This is a genomic window from Thioalkalivibrio sp. ALE12, assembly GCF_000381105.1.
Taxonomy (GTDB): Bacteria; Pseudomonadota; Gammaproteobacteria; order Ectothiorhodospirales; family Ectothiorhodospiraceae; genus Thioalkalivibrio.
On the sequence record NZ_KB905905.1, the window covers coordinates 204,819 to 226,686 of the forward strand.

General features: G+C 68.1%; 15 protein-coding genes, 1 tRNA gene and 1 pseudogene. 10 read left to right on the forward strand and 7 right to left on the reverse strand.

The features are described from left to right. Nucleotides 1-27: 27 nt before the first annotated feature. From F614_RS0100980 to F614_RS0100990, 3 genes are read left to right on the forward strand one after another with little or no spacing between them, the layout of a single operon-like run. Nucleotides 28-357, forward strand: coding sequence for a hypothetical protein (locus F614_RS0100980; protein WP_018875491.1), 330 nt, complete (start codon nucleotides 28-30; stop codon nucleotides 355-357). Continuing rightward, on the forward strand, nucleotides 357-1,196 hold the full coding sequence (locus F614_RS0100985; protein ID WP_018875492.1) for an HDOD domain-containing protein: 840 nt from the start codon (nucleotides 357-359) through the stop codon (nucleotides 1,194-1,196). Before F614_RS0100980 ends, F614_RS0100985 begins: the two co-directional genes overlap by 1 nt. A gap of 29 nt (nucleotides 1,197-1,225) precedes the next feature. Continuing rightward, nucleotides 1,226-3,175 carry a bifunctional diguanylate cyclase/phosphodiesterase gene (locus F614_RS0100990; protein ID WP_019558044.1) on the forward strand — a complete coding sequence of 650 codons (1,950 nt, stop codon included), beginning with the start codon at nucleotides 1,226-1,228 and terminating at the stop codon, nucleotides 3,173-3,175. Nucleotides 3,176-3,205: 30 nt separating this feature from the next. Here the strand turns inward: F614_RS0100990 and F614_RS0100995 are convergent, their stop codons facing one another. Next, on the reverse strand, nucleotides 3,206-4,585 hold the full coding sequence (locus F614_RS0100995; RefSeq protein WP_019558045.1) for a lyase family protein: 1,380 nt from the start codon (nucleotides 4,583-4,585) through the stop codon (nucleotides 3,206-3,208). A 118-nt stretch (nucleotides 4,586-4,703) separates the two neighbouring features. On the opposite strand from F614_RS0100995, the gene purB reads away from it, so the two are divergent. Then, nucleotides 4,704-6,071 carry an adenylosuccinate lyase gene (purB, locus tag F614_RS0101000; protein ID WP_018882074.1) on the forward strand — a complete coding sequence of 456 codons (1,368 nt, stop codon included), beginning with the start codon at nucleotides 4,704-4,706 and terminating at the stop codon, nucleotides 6,069-6,071. An 11-nt stretch (nucleotides 6,072-6,082) separates the two neighbouring features. After that, nucleotides 6,083-7,255: a cupin domain-containing protein gene (locus F614_RS0101005; RefSeq protein ID WP_018875496.1), complete on the forward strand. Its 1,173-nt coding sequence runs from the start codon at nucleotides 6,083-6,085 to the stop codon at nucleotides 7,253-7,255. A 21-nt stretch (nucleotides 7,256-7,276) separates the two neighbouring features. On the opposite strand, the gene dusA is transcribed toward F614_RS0101005, so the two are convergent. Next, the gene (gene dusA / locus F614_RS0101010) at nucleotides 7,277-8,266 is read right to left on the reverse strand and encodes a tRNA dihydrouridine(20/20a) synthase DusA (protein ID WP_018880622.1); all 990 of its coding nucleotides are present in this window, start codon (nucleotides 8,264-8,266) and stop codon (nucleotides 7,277-7,279) included. A 56-nt stretch (nucleotides 8,267-8,322) separates the two neighbouring features. Between dusA and F614_RS13855 the strand changes: the two are divergent. After that, nucleotides 8,323-9,751 (forward strand): annotated as a pseudogene (locus F614_RS13855) (Glu/Leu/Phe/Val dehydrogenase). Between the two features lie 56 nt (nucleotides 9,752-9,807). On the opposite strand, the gene F614_RS0101020 reads toward F614_RS13855, so the two are convergent. Next, on the reverse strand, nucleotides 9,808-11,193 hold the full coding sequence (locus tag F614_RS0101020; RefSeq protein WP_018866344.1) for a M17 family metallopeptidase: 1,386 nt from the start codon (nucleotides 11,191-11,193) through the stop codon (nucleotides 9,808-9,810). A gap of 118 nt (nucleotides 11,194-11,311) precedes the next feature. Here F614_RS0101020 and F614_RS0101025 point away from each other — a divergent pair, with 118 nt between their 5' ends. The 4 genes from F614_RS0101025 to mnmD all read left to right on the forward strand — a co-directional run bounded on the left by F614_RS0101025 (nucleotide 11,312) and on the right by mnmD (nucleotide 16,606). Beyond that, complete coding sequence (locus F614_RS0101025) at nucleotides 11,312-12,289, forward strand: ABC transporter ATP-binding protein (RefSeq protein WP_018866345.1); 978 nt, start codon at nucleotides 11,312-11,314, stop codon at nucleotides 12,287-12,289. Beyond that, entirely contained in the window at nucleotides 12,286-13,068 is a 783-nt protein-coding gene (locus F614_RS0101030; RefSeq protein ID WP_018866346.1) for an ABC transporter permease, read from the forward strand. Before F614_RS0101025 ends, F614_RS0101030 begins: the two co-directional genes overlap by 4 nt. 99 nt (nucleotides 13,069-13,167) lie before the next feature. Next, a complete protein-coding gene (locus F614_RS0101035; RefSeq protein WP_018879129.1) occupies nucleotides 13,168-14,676 on the forward strand; it encodes a peptidoglycan DD-metalloendopeptidase family protein in 1,509 nt (502 codons plus the stop codon). Nucleotides 14,677-14,800: 124 nt separating this feature from the next. Then, nucleotides 14,801-16,606, forward strand: coding sequence for a tRNA (5-methylaminomethyl-2-thiouridine)(34)-methyltransferase MnmD (gene mnmD / locus F614_RS0101040; protein WP_019558048.1), 1,806 nt, complete (start codon nucleotides 14,801-14,803; stop codon nucleotides 16,604-16,606). On the opposite strand, the gene F614_RS0101045 is transcribed toward mnmD, so the two are convergent. The 4 genes from F614_RS0101045 to F614_RS0101060 form a co-directional block, all read right to left on the reverse strand. Continuing rightward, on the reverse strand, nucleotides 16,576-18,738 hold the full coding sequence (locus tag F614_RS0101045; RefSeq protein WP_018866349.1) for a diguanylate cyclase: 2,163 nt from the start codon (nucleotides 18,736-18,738) through the stop codon (nucleotides 16,576-16,578). The genes mnmD and F614_RS0101045 overlap by 31 nt on opposite strands. A gap of 334 nt (nucleotides 18,739-19,072) precedes the next feature. Then, a tRNA-Leu gene (locus tag F614_RS0101050) sits at nucleotides 19,073-19,159 on the reverse strand. A 56-nt stretch (nucleotides 19,160-19,215) separates the two neighbouring features. Further along, the gene (locus F614_RS0101055) at nucleotides 19,216-21,183 is read right to left on the reverse strand and encodes a M48 family metallopeptidase (RefSeq protein ID WP_019558049.1); all 1,968 of its coding nucleotides are present in this window, start codon (nucleotides 21,181-21,183) and stop codon (nucleotides 19,216-19,218) included. A gap of 13 nt (nucleotides 21,184-21,196) precedes the next feature. Next, complete coding sequence (locus tag F614_RS0101060) at nucleotides 21,197-21,787, reverse strand: LemA family protein (protein ID WP_018866351.1); 591 nt, start codon at nucleotides 21,785-21,787, stop codon at nucleotides 21,197-21,199. Nucleotides 21,788-21,868: the final 81 nt, after the last annotated feature.

Here is a 21,868-nt window from a genome sequence, read left to right on the forward strand (position 1 = left end):
CAATCCGGTCAGACACTGGCGACCGCCGTGCATGACCGCTCCGGCCGTCTCCTGATCCCCGCCGGCATGGTGCTGCAGGACAAGCAGATCCGCGTGCTGCTGTCCTGGGGCATCAGCACGGTCGAGGTGGTCGAGGACGAGCAGGCAGCGGCCAATGACGGGCAGGACGAGCCTGTGGAGCTCCCGCCCGAAACCCGGCCCACGCCGGAGATGGAGGAACAGGCCGATACCATCCTGTCCGAGCGCTTCCGCCACTGTGACGTGAACGCCCACCCCATGGACGGGTTCCACCAGCTCGCCCGCGAGCAGTTGCTGGATGAGCTGATGCGCCGCGGGCACCGGTCCCGAGGTGCATGATGACCGTCGCCGAGTTCCTCGAGCAGGACGACTCGCTGTGCAGCTTTTCCGGCAGTTACAACACGATCTTCACCCGTCTTAGCGATCCCACGGCCAACGTCGCCGGGATCACCGAGGCAGTGGAGCTGGACCCGACCATCGCCGCGAAGACGCTGCGCATGGCGAACTCCTCGCTGTACGGCTTTCCCGAGCCCATCGACACCCTGCACCGCGCGGTCTCCATCATCGGCCTGCAGCAGATGCGCCAGATCGTGCTGTCGACAATCGTCATTGAGCATTTCCGTGGATTGCCGGTCATCGGCGTCGACATGGAGTCGTTCTGGCGCCACAGCATCGCGGTCGGCGTGCTCAGTCGCTCCATCGCACGGTTCCGCCGCGAGGCCAACATCGAACGGCTGTACCTCTACGGCATCATGCACGATCTGGGGCGGCTGCTGCTGTTCCTGCGCCTGGGCACCCGCACCGAGGAGCTGATCAACATCCGCGAACGCGAGCAGTGCCTGCTGTTCGAGGCCGAACGCGAGCTGCTCGGCTTCGATCATGCCGCCATCGGCTCCGCCCTGCTGGAGGAATGGGGCATGGCCCCGGCCCAGGTGGAGGCCACGCGCTACCACCATGCCCCGGAGGAGGCACGCGCCTTCCCGGTGGAAACCGCGATCGTGCACGTCGCCGACAGCATCGCGAATTCGCTGCGCCTGGGATCGTCCGGCGAGCGCTTCGTGCCCCCGGTAAGCCCCGAGACCTTCGACCGGATCGGCCTGGAGATGCCGGTCTACGAAGACATCATCGGCCACGCCCGCAAGCATCTGGACCAGATGCAGGCGATCCTCCTCGACTGAGCCCGTATGCAGGCAAAGGACGCTGTTGCATGAGCCCATCGTATCGCACGCCCGAGGAGGTCAATGCCCTCCATGAGCGGATCCGCTTCCTCGAGGAGGCCCTGGAGGCCAACGCCTACGCGATGGACGTGCTCGCCTCGACCACGGCGATCTTTGGCGACACCGACCGCAACCGCAGCCCCGAGCTGATCATCCAGAACAGCATCGAGTCCATTCGTCGGCTTCTGCCGGCACAGGACATGGCGGTCTACGTGCTGGACAACGACTGCTCCTTCAATCTCGCCTACCAGGAGCGCCCGGAGGAGCTGGAGCCGGACCTCGCGGACACCGTGGAACAGCTGATCCGCGACGGGCAGTTCTCCTGGGCGCTGCATCAGAATCACCCGGTCTGCCTCCCCTCGCCGGTCGACGGCGAGAGCGTCATGCTCCACGTGATCTCCACGCGCACCCGGATTCGGGGGATGTTCGTCGCCCGCTTCCGGCAGTCGGAGCTGCAGCGGTACGAGATGATCCTGTCGACCCTGACCATGGTGCTCTTCAATACCGCCTATGCCCTCGAGAGCGCCGACCTGTTCCAGATGATGGATCGGCGCCAGAAGGCCCTGCAGCGGATCACCGAGCGCCAGTCGCGCGAACTGCTGCACCACATGTCGCACGACTCGCTGACCAACCTGCCCAATCGCATGCTGTTCAGCGACCGCCTGTCACAGGCCATGGAGCGCCATGCCGGCGCCGCCGGTCACGTGGCGCTGATCCTGCTGGACCTCGACAATTTCAAGCGCACCAATGACTCCCTCGGCCATCGCGCCGGCGACGAGCTGATCCGCAAGGTCGCGCAGGACCTCTCCGAACTGCTGGACCATGCGCGCGAGCGTTCCGGTCGCCACCTGCGCACCACCCTGTCGCGCCTGGGCGGCGACGAGTTCGGCATCCTCGTGGAGGACAGCCAGGGGCTGGAGGGTATCGTCCGCCTGGTCACCGACGTCGTCCGCAAGACGGCAACCGAGCGCCAGATCTTCGATCAGCCGGTGGTCAGCAGCGTGTCCTGTGGTATCGCGGTGTACCCCTACGACGGCGAGGACGCGGACACCCTGCTGGGCAACGCGGATGCCGCGATGTACGAGGCCAAGCAGCGCGGGCGCAACGGGTTCCGCTTCTATACCCAGGACCTCAACGCCCGCACCTTCCGTCACTTCGAGCTGGAAAACGAGCTGGGCCAGGCCATTGCCAATGAGCAACTGGTGCTGCACTACCAGCCCAAGGTGGAGCTCGCGACTGGCCGCGTCATCGGAGCCGAGGCCCTGATCCGCTGGCAGCACCCGAAGCTGGGCCTGCTGCCACCCGGTCACTTCATCGAACTGGCCGAGGACATGACCCTGATCGAGGAGATCGGGGAATGGGTGCTGCGTCAGGTCTGCCGCGACCTGCAATCCCTGCGCATGGGGGAGGACGAGCTCCCGCGGGTCGCGATCAATGTCTCCGCCCGCCAGCTGCGCCAGCCGGATCTGGCCGGCGGCTTCCATCGCATCATCCGCGAGGCCGGCATCCCCACCCGCTGCATCGAGCTGGAGCTCACCGAGACCAGCATCATGGATGACCCCAAGGGTGCCGCGCGCGTCTTCCAGCGCCTGCGCCAGGTCGGCATGTCCCTGGCCGTCGACGACTTTGGCACCGGCCACGCCTCGCTGATGCAGCTCAAGCAGTTGCCGGCCGACACCCTGAAGATCGACCGTTCCTTCGTGAAGGATCTCGAACACGGCGAGGAGCATGCACAGATCGTGCGCGCGATCGTGTTGATGGCCCGCACCCTGGGGCTCGACGTGATCGCCGAAGGCGTGGAGACCGAGCGCCAGGCGCAGATCCTGCAGGACCTCGACTGCCACACGGCCCAGGGCTACTTCTACTCGCACCCCGTCCCGTTTGCCGACTTCCGCGGGCTGCTCCAGCCAGGCGTGGCGCTCCCGCTCGCGACCGCCTGACGCCTCGTCCTCCTGCGCCCCGCGACGCTTCTATTCTGACGGGCCGGTCAGGTTCGCGGGGTCCAGGAGGGCCTGCAGGCGCTCGCGCGGGATGTCAGTGTGTTCTGCCGCCACCTCGACGATGGGCCGCCCGGTCGCGTAGGCCTCCTTGGCGATACGCGCACCGGCCTCGTAGCCAATCTCCGCGTTCAGGGCCGTCACCAGGATGGGGTTGCGGTCCAGGGCGGCGCGCACGACCGCCTCGTTCACGGTGAAACCCGCGATGGCGCGGTCCGCCAGATGCCCGGCCGCACGCGCCAGCAGGCCCGTCTGATTCAGCAGATTGTCGGCGATCAGCGGCAATCCCACGTTCAACTGGAAATTGCCGCCCTGCCCGGCGGCCGCGATCGCCGCATCCAGACCGATCACCTGCTGCGCGGCCATGATGACGCCCTCCGGGATCACCGGATTCACCTTGCCCGGCATGATCGAGCTGCCCGGTTGCAGGGCCGGCAGCGCGATCTCGCCCAGCCCCGCCAGCGGACCGGAGTTCATCCAGCGCAGGTCGTTGGCAATCTTGATCAGGCTGGTGGCCGTGGTGCGCAGCTGCCCCGACAGTTCCACCGCCGTGTCCTGGCTGGCGAGCCCCGCGAACCCGTTGGATTCGCGCTCGAAGGCAATGCCGGTGCGTTCCGCCAGGCGCTGTGCCACACGCTCGCCGAACGCAGCCGGGGCATTGATCCCCGTACCCACCGCGGTGCCACCGATCGCCAGCCGGTTTACCCGGTCGCGGGTCGCGCGCAGGCGTTCGACATCCAGCTCCAGCTGCGTGCGCCAGCCAGACAACTCCTGGCTCATGCGCACCGGCATCGCGTCCATCAGGTGGGTGCGCCCGGTCTTCACGATCGCGGTCAGTTCGCCCTCGCGCCGCGCGATGGTGGCGATCAGGTGACGCAGCGCCGGGATCAGTTCCTGTTCCAGCTGGGTCGATGCCGCCACGTGCAACGCGGTCGGGATCACGTCGTTCGAGCTCTGGGAACGGTTCACGTGGTCATTGGGGTGAACCGGCAGGGCCTCGCTGGAGGCCAGGCGCGCGATCACCTCGTTCATGTTCATGTTGGTACTGGTACCCGACCCGGTCTGGTAGACATCCACCGGAAAGGCATCCGGATGCTCGCCGCTGGCGATCGTCTCGGCGGCCGCGACAATGGCCCCGGCCACATCCGACGGTAGCTGCTCCAGCGCCTGATTGGCTTCGGCACAGGCCGCCTTGGTCTGCGCCAGGGCGCGAATGAAGGCCGCCGGGAGGGGGCGTCCGGCGATCTGGAAGTTGTCCACCGCACGCTGGGTCTGGGCGCCCCACAGGGCCTGCTCCGGGACCGCCACCGGTCCGAGACTGTCCTGTTCCTGACGCATTGCGGGCTTCGACATGCCGTTCTCCTGGTTGGGTCCGCGCCGGTAACCGGGGTCTCCCCGGCGCGATGCTGTATTGCAACTGAACGCCTTAGTATACTGCGCCGCCTGACTCGAACCCGACCCCGGAATGCCCATGTCCCCGAGCCCCCTGACTGCGATCAGCCCTGTCGACGGCCGCTACGCGCGCCATACCCGCGACCTGGCGCCCTACTTCTCCGAACAGGGCCTGATGCAGGCCCGCGTGCGCGTGGAGATCGCCTGGCTCAAGGCCCTGGCCGCCGAGCCGGCTATCCCCGAGGTGCCGGCCTTGACCGACGCGGCGGGTGCCTTCCTCGATGAGATCGCCTTCGGCTTCGACGAGGTCGCGGGCGCCCGGGTGAAGGAGATCGAGGCGACCACCAACCACGACGTGAAGGCGATCGAGTACTACATCAAGGAACAGATGGCGGACCGCGCCGACCTGCAGAGCCAGATCGAGTTCGTGCACTTCGCCTGCACCTCCGAGGACATCAACAACCTCGCCTACGGCGTGATGGTCCGCGAGGCCCGCGACCAGGTGATGCTGCCGGCCCTGGACAGCGTGCTCGCCCCCCTGCGCACGCTTGCCGAACGCTTCGCCGAACAACCGATGCTCGCGCGCACCCACGGCCAGCCGGCCTCCCCCACCACCATGGGCAAGGAACTGGCCAACGTGGTCGCGCGTCTGGAGCGCCAGCGCGACGAGATCGCCGCCGTCGCCTGCCGCGGCAAGATCAACGGCGCGGTCGGCAACTTCAATGCCCACAGCGTGGCCTACCCGGAGGTCGACTGGCCGGCCCTGTCGCGGCGAATGATCGAGGGCCTGGGGCTGGAACCGAATACCCACACCACCCAGATCGAGCCGCATGACTTCCTCGCCGAGCTGTTCCATGCCTTCATGCGCGCGAACACCATCCTGCTGGATGCGGCGCGCGACATCTGGGGCTATATCTCGCTGGGCTACTTCAAGCAGAAGGTTGTGGCCGGCGAAGTCGGCTCCTCGACCATGCCGCACAAGGTCAACCCGATCGACTTCGAGAACGCCGAGGGCAACCTCGGCCTGGCCAATGCCCTGTTCGATCATCTCGCGGGCAAGCTGCCGGTGTCGCGCTTCCAGCGCGATCTGACCGACTCCACCGTGCTGCGCAACATCGGCCTGGCGTTCGCCTGGTCGCTGATCGCCTACAAGGCCTTCGATCGCGGCCTCGGGAAGCTGGAGATCGAGCCCGGCCGCCTGGCGGAAGACCTGGACCAGAACTGGGAGGTCCTGGGCGAGGCGGTCCAGACCGTGATGCGTCGCTACGGCATCGAGTCGCCCTACGAGAAGCTCAAGGAACTGACCCGCGGGCAGCGCATTACGCCCGAGGCCCTGGCGGCCTTCATCGACGGCCTCGAGATCCCGGAAGAGGCCCGCGCGCGCCTGCGCGAGCTGACGCCGGGGACCTACACCGGCATCGCCGAGAAGCTCGCGCGCGACCTCTGATCCCGCACGGCATGGCGGCCCCGGATCCGAACCAACCGCTGGTCCTGCTTGGCGGGCTCACGACCGCCGAGTTTCTGCGCGACTACTGGCAGCAACGCCCGCTGCTCGTGCGCAATGCGGTCCCGGGTTTCGAGAATCCCATCGAGCCCGACGATCTTGCCGGCCTGGCGACCGATCCGGATGCCGCCAGCCGCATCGTCCGCGGGCATGTCGACCGCCAGGACTGGGACGTGGAGTACGGCCCCTTCGACGCCGAGCACCTGGGGCAGCTGCCCGCGCGCGACTGGACCCTGCTGATCACCGACGTGGAACGCTTCTGGCCCGGCGGGTCGGACTTCCTCGCCCGTTTCGACTTCATCCCGCGCTGGCGCCGGGACGACCTGATGATCTCCTATGCCCCGCCCGGGGGCTCCGTCGGACCGCATGTGGATCAATACGACGTGTTCCTGTTCCAGGCCGCGGGACGCCGCCGCTGGCAGATCCAGGACCCACCGGGATCACTGGATTGCCACGACGACCTACCGCTCGCCATCCTGCGCGAGTTCCACCCGAGCGAGACCTGGGAGCTGGGCCCCGGCGACCTGCTCTATCTGCCGCCCGGTCTGCCGCATTACGGCCTGTCGCTGGATGCGCAGTGCATGACTTGGTCGGTCGGTTTTCGCGCCCCGACCATCCTCGACGTCCTGACCGGCTTTCTCGAGGAGCGCGCCAACGTGATCGGCGACCAGGCGCGTTTCGAGGATCCGGGGCGTCACCCGGCTGCCTGCCCCGCCGAACTCCCCGCCGCGGATCGCAGGGAACTGCGCGAGGCCCTGCGCGCGCTGCTCGCCGCGGAGGACCAGGACCTGGACGCCTATCTCGGCCGGTTCCTGACCCGCCCCGCCGGGAACATCGAGCTCGCTCCGGAAGACCCCGGGATCGCAGCCCGTGCCGGGGTTGCGGAACGCTTTGTCCTCCACCCCGGTATCCGCCGCGCGTGGTTCCAGGGCCCCGACGGCCCGGTCCTGTGCGTCGGTGGCAATGACTATCCCGCACAGCACGTCGCGCCTGAGGTCCTGGAGACGTTCTGCCGCGCGGAGACGCTCAGCGTCGCCGAATGGGAGGAGGCGATCCCCGCGATCCGCCAGATCCTGGCGGACGGGCTCGAGGCGGGCTGGATCGCCCCGGAGACGCCCGCCGAGTAGCCGCCTGTACGGTGTGAGGCGTCAGGCCGCCCGGGGCAGACAAGCCCGGGCGGCGCGCTCGATCAGCTCCGGGCCGGCGCCGGGTTGATGGGCCCCCTCGGTCAGGACACGCCGCCACTGCCGGGCCCCGGGCTCCCCGTGGAACAGCCCCAGAATGTGCCGGGTCAGGCGTGCCAGCGGCACGCCGTCTCGCCGCATCCCCTCGGCCAGCTCCAGGAGCCCCTCCAGCACCCCCTCGCGTGTCGGATCCTGGTCCGCACCGAAATACAGCCGGTCCACCACGGACAGGCTCCAGGGCTCGTGGTAGGCCTTGCGTCCGAACATCACGCCATCCACCTGCTGCAGATGGGCCCGGGCACCCGGTACATCGTCGAGCCCGCCGTTCAGCACGATGGTCAGCTGGGGAAACTCCGCCTTCAGGCGGTACACGCGGGCGTAGTCCAGCGGCGGGACATCGCGGTTGTCCTTGGGGCTCAACCCCTGCAGCCAGGCCTTGCGCGCGTGCACCACGAACACCCGGCAGCCGGCCGCGGCGACCTGTTCCACGAAGGCATGCAGGTCGGCCTCGGAGTCCTGGTCGTCGATGCCGATGCGGTGCTTGACGGTTACCGGGACCTCCACCGCGTCGCGCATCGCCGCCACACAGTCGGCCACCAGCCCCGGATCCGCCATCAGGCAGGCGCCGAACGCGCCGGACTGGACGCGGTCGGAGGGACAACCCACATTCAGGTTAATCTCGTCGAAGCCGCGATCGGCCGCGATGCGTGCCGCCTGCGCCAGCGTGGCCGGGTCCGACCCGCCCAGCTGCAACGCGATCGGGTGTTCCTCCGCGGCAAAGCCGAGCAGGCGGTCGCGATCGCCATGGATCACCGCGTTGGCATGCACCATCTCGGTATACAACAATGCCCGCCGGGTCAGCAGCCGATGGAACCGGCGACACCAGGTGTCCGTCCAGTCCATCATCGGTGCAACCGAGAACCGCGGGTCGGGAAAGTGGCCCGCGTCACCCATACGCGAAGCCCCCGTGCCGCGCAGGCCGCCTCGCAAAGCCATAAAGGATTGCCGTCATGTCGGAAAGCGAAGTCCCTGAAACCTTTCTTGATAGTGTCTCACACATGGTCGACCGGGCCATGGCCTACCTCGAACTCCCCGAGGGGGCGCGCGAGGCCCTGAAGTCCTGCGACTCGGTGATTCAGGTCAGCTTTCCGATCCGCTTTCGCGACCGCATCGAAGTATTCAAGGGCTGGCGCGCGGTGCACTCCGCGCATCGCCTGCCATCCAAGGGCGGTCTGCGCTTCTCCCCGACCATGGATCAGCAGCACGCCGAGGCCCTGGCGGCCCTGATGACCTACAAATGCGCCATCGTGGACATCCCCTTCGGGGGCTCCAAGGGCGGGCTTCGGATCGATCCGCAGAAATACGACGAGTGGGAGATGGAGCGCATCACCCGACGCTTCGCCCACGAACTGATCCAGCGTGACTACATCAGCCCCGCGCAAAACGTGCCGGCCCCCGATGTGGGGACCTCCCAGCGCGAGATGGCCTGGATCATGGAGACCTACCGCGAACGGCATCCGGAAGATCTCGATCACGCCGCCTCGGTGACCGGAAAGCCCGTGGAGCTGGGGGGGCATCGTCGGGCGTCTCGAGGCCACCGGACGCGGTGTGCAGTACGCGCTACAGGCGTTCTTTCGCGAGGGCTCGGCCGCCCGCGAGGCCGGGTTCGAAGGTGGCCTGGGCGAACAGCGAATCATCATTCAGGGCTTCGGCAACGTCGGCTACTATGCCGCGCGCTTCCTGCAGCAGGACGATCACGCGAAGATCGTCGGCGTCATCAAGAGCGATGGCGGCGTGTACTCCGAAGACGGTATCGACGTCGAGGCGCTGCACGACTACGTCCGCCGCAGCGGCACCATGGAGGGCTTTGCCGGCGTCGAGTTCGAGCGCGACGGCAACCGCATCCTGGAACGCGAATGCGACATCCTGATCCCGGCGGCGCTGGAAGGCGCGATCCATCGCGGCAACGCCGACCGCATCCAGGCCCGGCTGATCGCCGAGGCCGCCAACGGGCCCTGCACCTGGGAGGCCGACCAGGCACTGCGGGCCCGCGGGATCACGATCCTGCCGGACGTCTACGTCAATGCCGGTGGTGTCGTCGTGTCCTACTTCGAATGGGTGCGCAACCTGTCGCACATGCGCTTCGGGCGCCTGGAGCGGCGCTACGACCAGTCCCAGGGCCAGCACATCGTGACGGCCATCGAGATGATGACCAACGAGAGCATCCCGGAATGGATTCGCGACGCGGTGGTTCGCGGTGCCGAGGAGATCGATCTGGTTCGTTCCGGCCTCGAGGACACCATGCGCGAGGCGTTCCGCGAGATGCACGAGGTCCGCGAGGTGGAAAGCAACGGCGAGGTACTCGACTACCGCACCGCCGCCTATCTGATCGCCCTGCGCAAGATCATCCGCGCCCGCAGCGACCTCAAGCTCATCTGACCCACACGCTCCGCGAACGCAGGGGATCCGGGGAATTCCCTCCCCTGCCCATGCCCCTAACCCGCCGGCCCGTACCGCGACTCCAGCGCCGCGAACAGGGCACGCAGGCCCATCGCCTCGCCGCCCTTGGGCCGGCCCGGCCGAGCCCGATCGTTGAAGGCCATGATGTCGAAGTGCAGCCAGGTCGTGTCCTCGGGGACGAATTCCTTCAGGAAGAGCCCCGCAGTGATCGCACCGGCGTAACCGCTGCTGGAACTGTTCACGATGTCGGCCACGTCGCTGTCCAGCATGTAGCGATACGGGGTATGCAGGGGCAACTGGCACACCGGATCGTCCCATTCCCGAGCCGGCTCGACCAGCGCCCGGGCCCAGCCTTCGTCCTCGGTGAAACAGGCGCTGATCTCGGTCCCCACGGCCACGCGCGCGGCACCGGTCAGCGTGGCGAAATCCACCAGCAGGTCGGGGTGGAACGATCCCGCCCGATCCAGCAGGTCGGCCAGCACCAGCCGCCCCTCGGCATCGGTGTTGTCGATCTCGATGCGCTTGCCGTTGCGCGCGGTCAGGACATCGCCCGGGCGGAACGCCCCGGCACCAATGGCATTCTCGACCGCGCCGATCAGCACGGTCAGGCGCACAGGCAACGCCTGCGCCATGATCAGGCGGGCCAGACCCAGCGCGATGGCCGCCCCGCCCATGTCCTTTTTCATCTGACGCATGGAATTCCCGGGCTTCAGGTTCAGCCCGCCCGAATCGAAGCACACGCCCTTGCCCACCAGCACCAGCGACGGGGCATCCGGCGGCCCCCAGGTCAGCTCGATCACCCGCGCGCCGTGGTCACTGGCCGCACCCACCGCGTGGATGCAGGGGAAGTCCTGTTCCAGCTTGTCGCTGTCACTCACGACATGCAGGCTGCAACCGAAGGCCTCAGCCAGATCCCGGGCCTGCAGGGCCAGGTTGGCCGGCATCATGTCGGCGGCGGGGGTGTTGATCAGGTCGCGGGTCAGGCCGATCGATTCGACAAAGGCCTGAACCCGGGCCGGGTCGGCGTCTTCCGGCCAGACCAGCCGTGGCGTGCGTTCCTGCGGTTCGCGGTAGCGGTCAAAGCGGTAGCGCCCCAGGCCCCAGCCGATGGCGGCGAGGTTCTGGACGTCGGCGTTGAGAAAGTCCGTCTCCAGACGATAGTCGCCGCTGCCCAGTGTCTCCGCCGCCGCGGCCAGCATCCAGATCGGCGTCTCGGCGTCGAACCCGGCCAGAACTGCCGCCAGCCCGCCGTCCGCGTCGGGAATACGCAGGATCGCGCCCGGCTCCGCCTCGAAGCCGGAGGCCTCGACCCACTTGCGCCAGCTCTCCGGCGCGGCCTCCAGGCGGACCGGGAGTGACTCGCGGCTGACCGGGATCAGCGGGACAGCGGTTTCGGACGACGCAACAAAGACAGAATCCACGCGGCTTTCCTCGAAATCGATCCAAAACGGCCATAATACGCATCTTGTCGATCCCCCGGGATCGTACCCACTCAGCCGGTGCACGGTTCCGTGTGCCGGGGCCCTACAGGATGTGACGATGACGCCAGCGCTGGAGATTCGCGGGCTCAAGAAGACCTACAAGAACGGATTCGAGGCCCTCAAGGGGATCGACCTCGAGGTGGCGCCCGGCAGCTTCTTTGCCCTGCTGGGCCCCAACGGGGCCGGCAAGTCCACCACCATCGGGATCATCACCTCGCTAATCAACAAGACCGCGGGCACGGTCAAGGTCTTCGGTCACGACCTGGACACCGACCTGCAGGCGGTCAAGCGCTCCATCGGGCTGGTCCCGCAGGAGTTCAACTTCAACAACTTCGAGCCGATCGGCGAGATCGTCGTCAACCAGGCGGGCTACTACGGCATCCCCCGGCGCGAGGCCTGGGAGCGCTGCGAGCACTACCTGAACGAGCTGGGCCTGTGGGAAAAGCGCAAGGACATGGCGCGTACGCTGTCCGGGGGCATGAAGCGCCGGCTGATGATTGCGCGCGCCCTCGTGCACGAACCGCGGCTGCTGATCCTGGACGAACCCACCGCCGGCGTCGATATCGAACTGCGCCGCTCCATGTGGGACTTCCTGACCCGTATCAACACCGACGGACGCAGCATCATCCTGACCACGCACTATCTCGAGGAGGCGGAGACGCTGTGCCGCAACATCGCGATCATCGATGACGGCGGCATCATCGAGAACACCACGATGAAGCAGCTCCTCGCCAAGCTCGAGACGGAGACCATGGTCCTGGATCTCAGCGAACCGCCCCCGGGCCTCCCCGAGCATGCGCCGGTGGCCCTGCGCCAGGTCGACGAGCTCACGCTGGAGGCCGACATCCGCCGCGGCCAGCACCTGAACGATCTGTTCCGGGTCCTGGATCAGGCCGGAATCCGCGTTCAGAGCATGCGCAACAAGGCCAACCGCCTGGAGGAACTGTTCATCCGCATGACCCGCAACGGCCAGAGCCCCAGTCACCTCACGCCGGGTGCCAGCGGCGCCAGCGAGCAGCCGGAGAACCAGGCATGAGTAGTACCCACCTGCGTCACTACTGGACCGCCTTCCGCACCATCGTCACCAAGGAGGTGCTGCGCTTCGCCCGCATCTGGGTGCAGACGGTGCTGCCGCCGGTGATCACCACGGCCCTGTACTTCATCATCTTCGGTGGCCTGATCGGCGAGCGCATCGGCGAGATGGAAGGCTACCGCTACATGGACTTCATCGTGCCCGGCCTGATCATGCTGGCCGTGATCACCAACAGCTATTCCAATGTGGTTTCGTCCTTCTTCGGGTCCAAGTTCCAGCGCCATATCGAGGAGTTGCTGGTCTCGCCGATCCCCAACAGCGTGATCATCCTCGGCTTCGTCTTCGGCGGCGTGGCCCGCGGCCTGGCGGTGGGTGTGGCCGTCCTGCTGGTATCGCTGTTCTTCAGCCCGCTCAGCGTGCACAACGCCCCGGTCATGCTGGTCATCGTGCTGATGACGTCGATCCTGTTCGCCCTGGCCGGGCTGATCAATGGTGTCTTCGCCCGCACCTTCGACGATATCGCGATCGTCCCGACCTTCGTGCTCACGCCGCTGACGTACCTGGGCGGGGTGTTCTACTCGATCAGCCTGCTGCCGGAGTTCTGGCAGGGCGTGTCGATGCTCAACCCCATCCTGTACATGGTGGACGCCTTCCGCTACGGCAGTCTCGGCCACAGCGACTTCCCCGTGGCCATGTCCTTCGCCATCATCGCGGGCTTCATCGCCGTCCTTTACTCCGTGGCACTGATCCTGCTCAATCGCGGCGTCGGTATCCGATCCTGACGCCCAGCCCCGGCGAAACCGCCGGAAAGCGGCTTCCGACGGTGTTTATTGCCCGAAAAAACGTGGTATAAAGCGGAAACTCTCCGGGGCAAGGGCCATATGGGTTACAACAGAAAGACATCGCATTTCTTTCTGGCGGGCACCGCCGGACTCGCCATCCTGGTGGGTACCAGCCTCCTGCTCGCCTCCCAGCCCGCCGAGACCTCCCAGCCGCTCCAGATCGGTGCCGGCAACCCGCTCCCCGTCGCCAAGCTGTCCCTCGCACGCCCGGACCACCCGGCCGGAGGCGCGTCGATCAGCCCGGCACCGTCGGCGTCGTTCGATGCGGGCGCGCAGACCGTCGCGTTTGCCACCGACATACTGGACGACCCGAGCAGCGGCTACCACGACGACCCCATCGACCCGGACGCGGAGGCGCCCACCTCCTACGAAACCTTCGACCTCGACGGTGAGGGCGATACCGCCGCCGAGGCGGACGCGGCCGAGGACGAATGGCACAGCCATACGCTGAAGGATGGCGAGCGCCTGACCGGACTCTGGGAACGCGAATGGGATCTCCCCCTCGCGACGCTCTACCGCCTGCTGGATGACGACGAGAACGCCTCCATCCTGAACCGTGTGCGTCCCGGCCAGGAGATCGAATGGCAGGTCGACGACGAGGGCTATCTGACCCGCATGCGCCTTTGGACCTCCCGCGCCAGCGGGCACGAGTGGATCCGCGAGGCCGAGGGCTGGGACTTCGAACGCGGCGAGGTCGAGAATGGCCGCGAGGTCAGCCACCTGATCATCAGCGCCGAGATCGACGGGAACATCGCGTCCGCGCTGAGCGAACGCGCGGATATCTCCCCGGGGGCGGCCAACGCCCTGGCCGTACTGCTCGACCGCTACCTGCCCGTGCGTACCCATGCCCGTACCGGTGACCAGTTCACCCTGCTGGTGGAACAGGAGACGCTGGTCGGCGACGACACCCCGCACAACCTCCGCCTGCTCGCCTTCGACTATGAAGGCGAACGCATCGAGATCCGCGCCGCCCGCAACGTCAACGGCCGGTTCTACACGCCCGAGGGCGAGAGCCTGCTGCCGCCGTTCGACCGCCGCCCGTTTGCAGGCAATTACCGCATCAGTTCCAGTTTCAACCCCCGCCGCCGCCATCCGGTCACCGGCCGCGTGGCCCCCCACCACGGTACGGACTTCGCCATGCCCGTGGGCACACCCATCCTCGCGCCGGCCGACGGCCGCGTGACCCGCGTGGAGAATCACCCCTACGCCGGGCGTTTCATCGTCATCGAGCACGGCCAGGGATACTCCACGCGCTACCTGCATCTGCAGCGACAGCTGGTACGCCCCGGGCAGACCGTGGAGCGCGGTGACCGTATCGCCCTGTCCGGCAACACCGGCCGCAGCACCGGGCCCCACCTGCATTACGAGATCCACGTGAACAACCGGCCGCAGAACCCGATGCGCGTGGAGCTCCCGGAGAGCGATGCCCTGGAAGGCGACGAACTCGACCGCTTCAAGTCCATCAGCCAGACACTGCTGGCCCAGCTGGACAACGGGGTGCGCAACCAGCAGGTCGCCTTCACCTCGTTCGAAGAGCTGACCCGTTGAGGGATTGATCCGAGGGTCCCGTCGGTGGGCGCCTCGCGTTCATCGCCGGGGTCCTGATTGCGTGGTGGCCTCCTCTCCGTTGTCTCCCCTGCTCGACTGGGCGCGTCTTGACTGGCGCGACGGCATGCCCTTTGCTGTCGACTACGGCGACGGCTATTTCGGATCGAGCCAGCCGCGCGCAGAGGCGCAAGAGGTCTTCCTCGAGGCCAACAGCCTGCCGGAGCGGTTCTCCGGCTGCCGCCACTTCGCGATCGGCGAAACCGGCTTCGGCACCGGGCTGAACCTGCTGCTGGCGCTGGAGCAATGGCGCCGGCACGCCCCGCCCGATGCCTTCCTCTCGCTGCTCAGCCTGGAGGCACACCCCCTTTCGCCGGAGGACCTCGCCACCCTGCACCAACACCTCGGGCTCGACGATGCCGACAGCCGCGCCCTGCGCGCGCAGTACCCGCCCCCGGTCCCAGGACTGCACCGGATCGAATTCCCCGGTGCGCGCGCCACCCTGACCCTGGGCCTGGGCGACGCCGCGCCAATGCTCGCGGGCGTGCGCGGCCGGATCGATGCCTGGTTCCTGGACGGCTTCGCGCCGCGCAGCAATCCCGCGTTGTGGAACACCGGCGTTTTTCGCCAGATCGCCCGGCTGTCCGCGCCCGGCGCCACGTTCGGCACCTACACCGCCGCGGGCCAGGTCCGGCGCGATCTGGAGGGTGTCGGATTTACGGTCCGGCGCGTCCCGGGCCACGGACGCAAGCGCGAGCGCCTGACCGGGGCCTTCCACGCGCCGTCCGCCGAACCGGCGACGCCGGCACCGCAGGCGCCCCGCCACGTGGCCGTCGTCGGGGCCGGACTGGCCGGGCTGTCCAGCGCGCACGCGCTGGAACGTCGCGGCATCCGCACCACCCTGTTCGACCCCGCCGGGGTCGCCGGTGGTGCGTCCGGCAACCCGGCCGCCGTACTGCTGCCCAACCTGCACCCGCGCGATGCCGACCTGAACCGCCTGGCCCTGGCCGGGATGCGCAGGACCCGGACCCTGATCAACGAACTGGAGGCCCATACGGGGGAAGTATTGCGGCTGGCCTCCGGCGTCGCCTTCCACGGCATCAGCGCCCACGGGAAGAAACGGGTGACCCGTCTGCTCAAGGCCGGCAGCGAAGCGACCGGGCTGCTCTTTGATCCGGCGGGCCCGGGATGCACCGACGCCCCGCATCTGTACTACCCCGAGGGCCTGGCGGTGGATATGGCCGCTCTTTGTCGTGCCCTTGCCGGCACCCTGCCGGCGCCCCGCGCAGAGGCTGTCACGCACATCCACCTGACTCCCGGCCAAGACGCAGTGCAACTGGAGACGGAGTACGGCCGGGAGTCATTCGATGCCGTCGTGCTGGCCAATGGCGCCGGTCAGGGGGCGCCCCTGAGCCCCGAACACGGGGCGGTCTCGACGGTCACCGGCCAGATGACCCGAGTGGCGGCCACCCTGCCCGACTGGGGCGGGTTCGTCGCCACCGGACAGGGCTACTGCATCCCGTCCCCCGACCAAACAGCATGGATCGGCGCGACCTACCGGCGCACGCAAGGCCCCGGCATCCGTCAGGCCGACACGCTCCTGGCTACGGACGACGCGGCGAACCTTCGCCACCTGGCCTGGGTGCCCGGCCTGGACGATCCCGCCACCCAGGTCCTGGACCACTGGGCCGGCGAACGGGCGGTGGTCCGCGATCGCCTGCCCTTGGTCGGGCCCAGCCGAATGGACGCGCGCGGCCGCGTCCAGCTCAACCTCGCGCATGGCTCACGCGGCCTGCTGTACGCACCCCTGGCCGCCGAGTGGCTGGCCGACCATTGGCTGGGCCTCATCGAACCCCTGGAGACCACTACCGCCGCGCGGCTGGACCCAGCCCGACACGCGGGTCAGGCCCCGGGAGCCTCCGACGAGGCGTAGGCCACATCGTTGCGGCCCGCCGCCTTCACCCGGTACATCGCGTGATCCGCGGCCATCATCAGGTCGGCGAGCCGCTGTCCGTCACCCGGATAGAAGGCGACGCCGATGCTGCATGACAGGCTCACCTCCACCGTATCCATATGCCCGGGGTGCAGCTCAAAGGGCTCACGGAAGGCCTCTTGCAGCCGCTCGACCAGCCGCGTTGCCTCCTCCGCGTGGTGCAGCGGGGCACTCAATACGATGAACTCGTCCCCGCCCAGGCGAACCAGCAGGTCATCCGTGCGCAGGCTGCCGGCCAGACGCCTGGCGAGCAGCCGCAGCAACTCGTCGCCCACCGCGTGGCCATACTGATCGTTCACCGGCTTGAAGCGATCCAGGTCGATGAACAGCAGCGCCAGCTGACCCTCCTTGCGGTCGGCCCGGGCTGCCAGGCGGGGAAACGCGCGGTCCAGCGCGGCCCGGTTCGCGGTGCCGGTCAGCGGGTCCTCCCACGCGAGCGCCTGCATGCGCTCCTCCAGCTGCTTGCGCTCGGTCACGTCCAGGGCATGCCAGACCACGGCCGCGGAACCCTCGAACGGCGTGTGAATCGGACGGACCCGCGCCTCGTACCAACGCGTCTCGTCCGCTGCCACCCCCGGCTCGCCCGCATGGAACGCACTGGCCTGCAGACGGTACTCGAGTTCCTGCATCGCCCCCTCGCGCAGGGCCCTTTGCACGATATCGGAGAACCGCTCCGCCACCTCGGGGGGTAACAACTCGGCCAGGGTATGCCCCACGGCCGTGGTGTGCGGGTCGCGGCCATGGCGCGCCTCGCCGAACACCCGCCGCACCAGCCCGGACGCATCGATCACCAGGGCATCGCCGGGCATGGCCTCGAACAGGGCGTCCTGGAGGTCCCGCGCCTCGCTCAGGGCATTGAACAGCATGCGATTCTCGTGCACGTCGACGAAGCTCAGCAGACAGGCCCGCTGCCCGTCCCAGTCGATCGGCACCCAGCGCAACAGATGAAAACGCTGATCCCCGTCCGCAGCCTTCACACGGATCTCGCGCCCCCGGGGCTCCTCCGGCACCGCGGCGCGGGTGAAATCGAGATCGGGGGGCAGACGCGGACGATCCGCCGGATGGATCACATCCAGTGTGGCCAGGGCCTGCCCGGGGTTCGGCGACACCCCGGTCATGCGCGCGAAGGCCGGGTTGGCCCACAGAACGCGCCGCCCGGCCACGACCAGCGTCGCGTCCTCCAGACGGTTGACCAGGGCCTGGTAGCGGCCCAGGGCCTCGCGGCGCTGCCGCATCCCCTGCCCAATGCGGAAGGTATATCCGCTGACCGCCATCAGGCCCACTGCGCCCAGGACCCACCAGGCGGCGGGGCGGGCCGTGGCGGACGGGCTGGGGACCGGCTTTGCCAGCAGCCGCCACTGCCCCCCGGCAAACGTCACATCGAGCTGCAATGGCGCCGATTCGACATCGAGCGCCTGCGGGTTGTAGAACACCTCGCCCTCGGCACCGGCCCCGTCGCGGCCGCGCAGGGCTAGCTTCAGGCGCTCCGAGCCGGGTACCAACCCGGCCTGTCGCAGCAGGGTGTCGAAATCGAGCGCGATGCTCGACAGGCTCCACGGGTTGGCGGCACCCGACACGTCCTCGTCCTCAGCTTCGGTCAGGACCGGCGCCCGCACCAGCAGCCCGCGGCCGCCCTGGGCCAGCGGCCAGGGCCCGGCGACCACGGTCTCGCGGCTCTCCAGCACGCGATGGAAGGACGCGGACTGCTGGGGATGCTCGGCCAGGTTGAGCCCAATCGCGCCCTCGTTACCGGCCCGTGGGTAGACCAGCTCCAGCACCTCGCCGCGTGCCAGCGTCAGCGACCGGATCAGATCGGGTTGCCCCCGGTAAAGCCGTTCCGCGGCGCGGGCGAACTCCTCCTCGTTCAACTCCGGATGGACGTAGGCGTAGGCCGCCAGCCCGATGGTGGCGTGCACCGACGCATTCAGCACGCTCTCCAGGCGGGAGCGCAGGCTGTTCGCCTCGGTCGCGAGCGACTGCTCATAACGATCGGCCATCTGCTGCTTCCAGCCCTGATCGATGGCCAGAAAAAGCAGGGCGAACAGCAGCGCCGCGAACAGCGCGGCCACCATCGGGCCCCGCACATACGGTTCGGTGGTGCGGACCCGCGACGACGAAGCGCTGTCACGGGCGGCGTTTTGGGCATCGGAAGCTTCCGAGGTGTCCGGTGGTGGGCTCATGCCGGGTCTTTTGCGGGCGCACAGGGTTCTACTATGCGCCAACGGGGGGCAAACCGAAACGGCTCCGGAAATGCCCCGCTGACGCCCCGCTCACACGGGCCAACCCGGCCCCCGCATGAAGCGGCCGGGCGCTCGCCCGTACGTGGGCGGGTTGGCCGCCGGTCCAGCGACCACTGCTCGCTCGGCACCGTGGCCAAGGGGCCCGCCGAGCGGAACGATCTGGGATTGGTGGGGACGGCCGGAATCGAACCGGCACGGCCTTGCGGCCAGCGGATTTTAAGTCCGATGCGTCTACCAGTTCCGCCACGCCCCCGGAGCCGCCGCATCATACCGTGCGTGCCACGATGCCGCACCCGAACCCGGCGGGGCCTACTCCGCTTCCGCGGCCGGCATCTCCGCGACTGGCAACGGCACGTGCAGGGACGCCGCGATCGCCCGGAGGAGCTCGACCTCGGCGATCACCGTCTGCCCGCCATGGGTGATGGTGGCGAGCATTGCCGTGACCAGCCTTTGCTTGTCGGCCGGACGCAGTGCGTCCAGCGCCTCCAGGGCGCGATCGAGCTCATCCGCCCAGGCCGCCGCGTCGGCAGCGGCCTCCAGGGCCGTATCCATCACGTCTTTCGCCGGATCTGCGATGCCCAGGGCGACATGGCCCGCCCGCAGCGCCTCGCGCGCCCCCTCGGAGTCCTCCGGATGACCGTGATGGGCGAGCACGGCCAGCACACTTCGCGCATGGCGTTCGTGGCGTTCCAGGCGATCCCGTCCACCCGGGCGGGCGCGTGCGGGCTGATCGAGGTCGCGCAGCTGACGCCGCAAGAGCCGCCCGGTGGCGTATTCGAAGGCCGACACCCGGCCGTCAGCCCGGACCAGTTCGTCGATCAGCGTCTCCAGCGCCTGGCGCTCCTCCGACGGACGATGGCGCACGGCCGGGAAGCTCATCTCCAGCAGCGGGATCCGCAGATCCGGCCGCTGGTCCGGCGCAGCGTCCAGCAAGGTACGGACACGCGACTCGCTCTCTCCGCCCCGCTTCGCGGCGATCCGCAGCAACTGGTGATCCCGCACCTCGGGGTCGGCGCTGATCAGCAGATAGAGCAGCACCTCCACGGCCCAGGCATCGGAATGCGCGGCGCGCTCCAGTGGTCCCGGCATCGCCGCGACCAACAGTCCGGCGCCCAGGATCTGTGCCAGGCCCGGATCCCCGATGTTCTCCATCAGGCGTTCCGGATTCAGCAGCATATTGCCCGACTCGCGCGGCTGTTCGCGCTCGCGCGCCTCCGCCTCGGCCTGCGCCTCCTGTTCCCTGCGACGGGTTTGCGCATCCCGCTCCATCTGTTCGCGGATGGTCTCCAGTTCTTCCGGCTGGAACCCGGGCTCGATGGCCTGGATGCGCCGCACCAGCGGCGGATGGGTCGCGAACATCTGGCCCAGGGCGCCGGAGGCGAACAGCATGTGCCCCACCTCCTCGGTATCGGCGCGCAACGCAGTGTGTCCGGCCCCGATCTTCTTCAGGGCACCGGCAATGCCGGACGGCTGACGGGTGAACTGCACCGCCGAGGCATCGGCCAGGTACTCCCGCTGGCGCGAGACCGAGGCGCGAATCCAGCGCCCGAAAAACAGCCCGATATAGCCCACCACCATCAACGCCAGACCCGCCGCAACAATGCCCCCGGCGTTGCGGTTGTTGCGCGACAGGCGCATGGCCAGCAGCACGCGCTGCCCGATGAGCGCCATCACCAGGATCCCGAACAGCATCCCCATCAGGCGGATATTCAGGCGCATATCGCCGTTCAGGACATGCCCGAACTCGTGCGCCACCACCCCCTGCAGTTCGTCGCGATCCAGCTGTTCCAGGGCCCCGCGCGTGACGGCAATGGCCGCGTCGTCCGGCGAGTACCCCGCGGCAAACGCGTTGATCCCGGCCTCCTGCTCCAGCACATAGACCTCCGGCACGGGCACGCCGGAGGCGATCGCGATCTCCTCGACCACATTCATCAGGCGCCGCCGCAACGGGTCGCGGGTATCGCCGTCCACCCGGGTGCCGCCCAGCTCGCGGGCCACGGCCCCGCCGCCATCGCGCAACCCCAGGGTGCGATAGAGGCTGCCGACCCCGATCAGCCCGATCGTCAGCACGCTGGTCCAGACCATCACCTCGACGTTGCGCGCCAGAAATTCCCGGGTCAGCCAGGGTTCCCCCGCCGCCACCGGCTCGGCCTGCCCGAAAAGCACGAGCACAATGGCGTTCATCACCAGCACGATCGCCAGCACCGCCAGTCCGAACAGGAACAGCAGCCAGCGGGTGCGCCGCTGGGCCCGGTCCTGATGCTCGAAGAAGTTCATATCGCCCGGGCCATCAGGAGAAGTTCACCTCGACCGCCTCGCGCTTCTGCGGATCCTCGATCTCCAGGAGCTGCGCCGGACGGAAGCCCAGATTGTTGGCAATCAGGCTGTTCGGGAACATCTCGCGCAGGATGTTGTACTGCATGACCGCGTCATTGAAGGCCTGACGGGCATAGGCCACTCGGTTCTCGGTACTGGTGAGCTCCTCCGACAGCTGCATCATGTTCTGGTTGGCCTTCAGATCCGGATAGGCCTCCGACAGCGCAAACAGCCGCCCGAGGGCGCCGGACAGCCCCTGCTCCGAACTGGACAGCTTGCGTACGGCCTCCGCGTTGGTCGGGTCGCCGGCCACCTCCTGCAGGCTCTGCTGGGCCTGATTCCGGGCCTGGATGACCGCCTCCAGGGTATCCCGCTCGTGGCTCATGTAGCGCTCGGCGACCTTCACCAGATTGGGGATCAGGTCGTAGCGCCGGGTCAGCTGCACATCGATCTGGGCAAACGCGTTCTTGTACCGGTTGCGCGATGTGACCAGCCGGTTGTACGTCCATACCCCCCAGACCACCAGCAGGACCAGAATCGCCAGCACCACCCACTTCGTATCCATCGTGCAAAGCTCCTTTGCGGTTTACCCGGCCGAGTGTACGCGGCGGACGGGTCCCTCGCGAGCGGATTCTCGGGCGCAGAC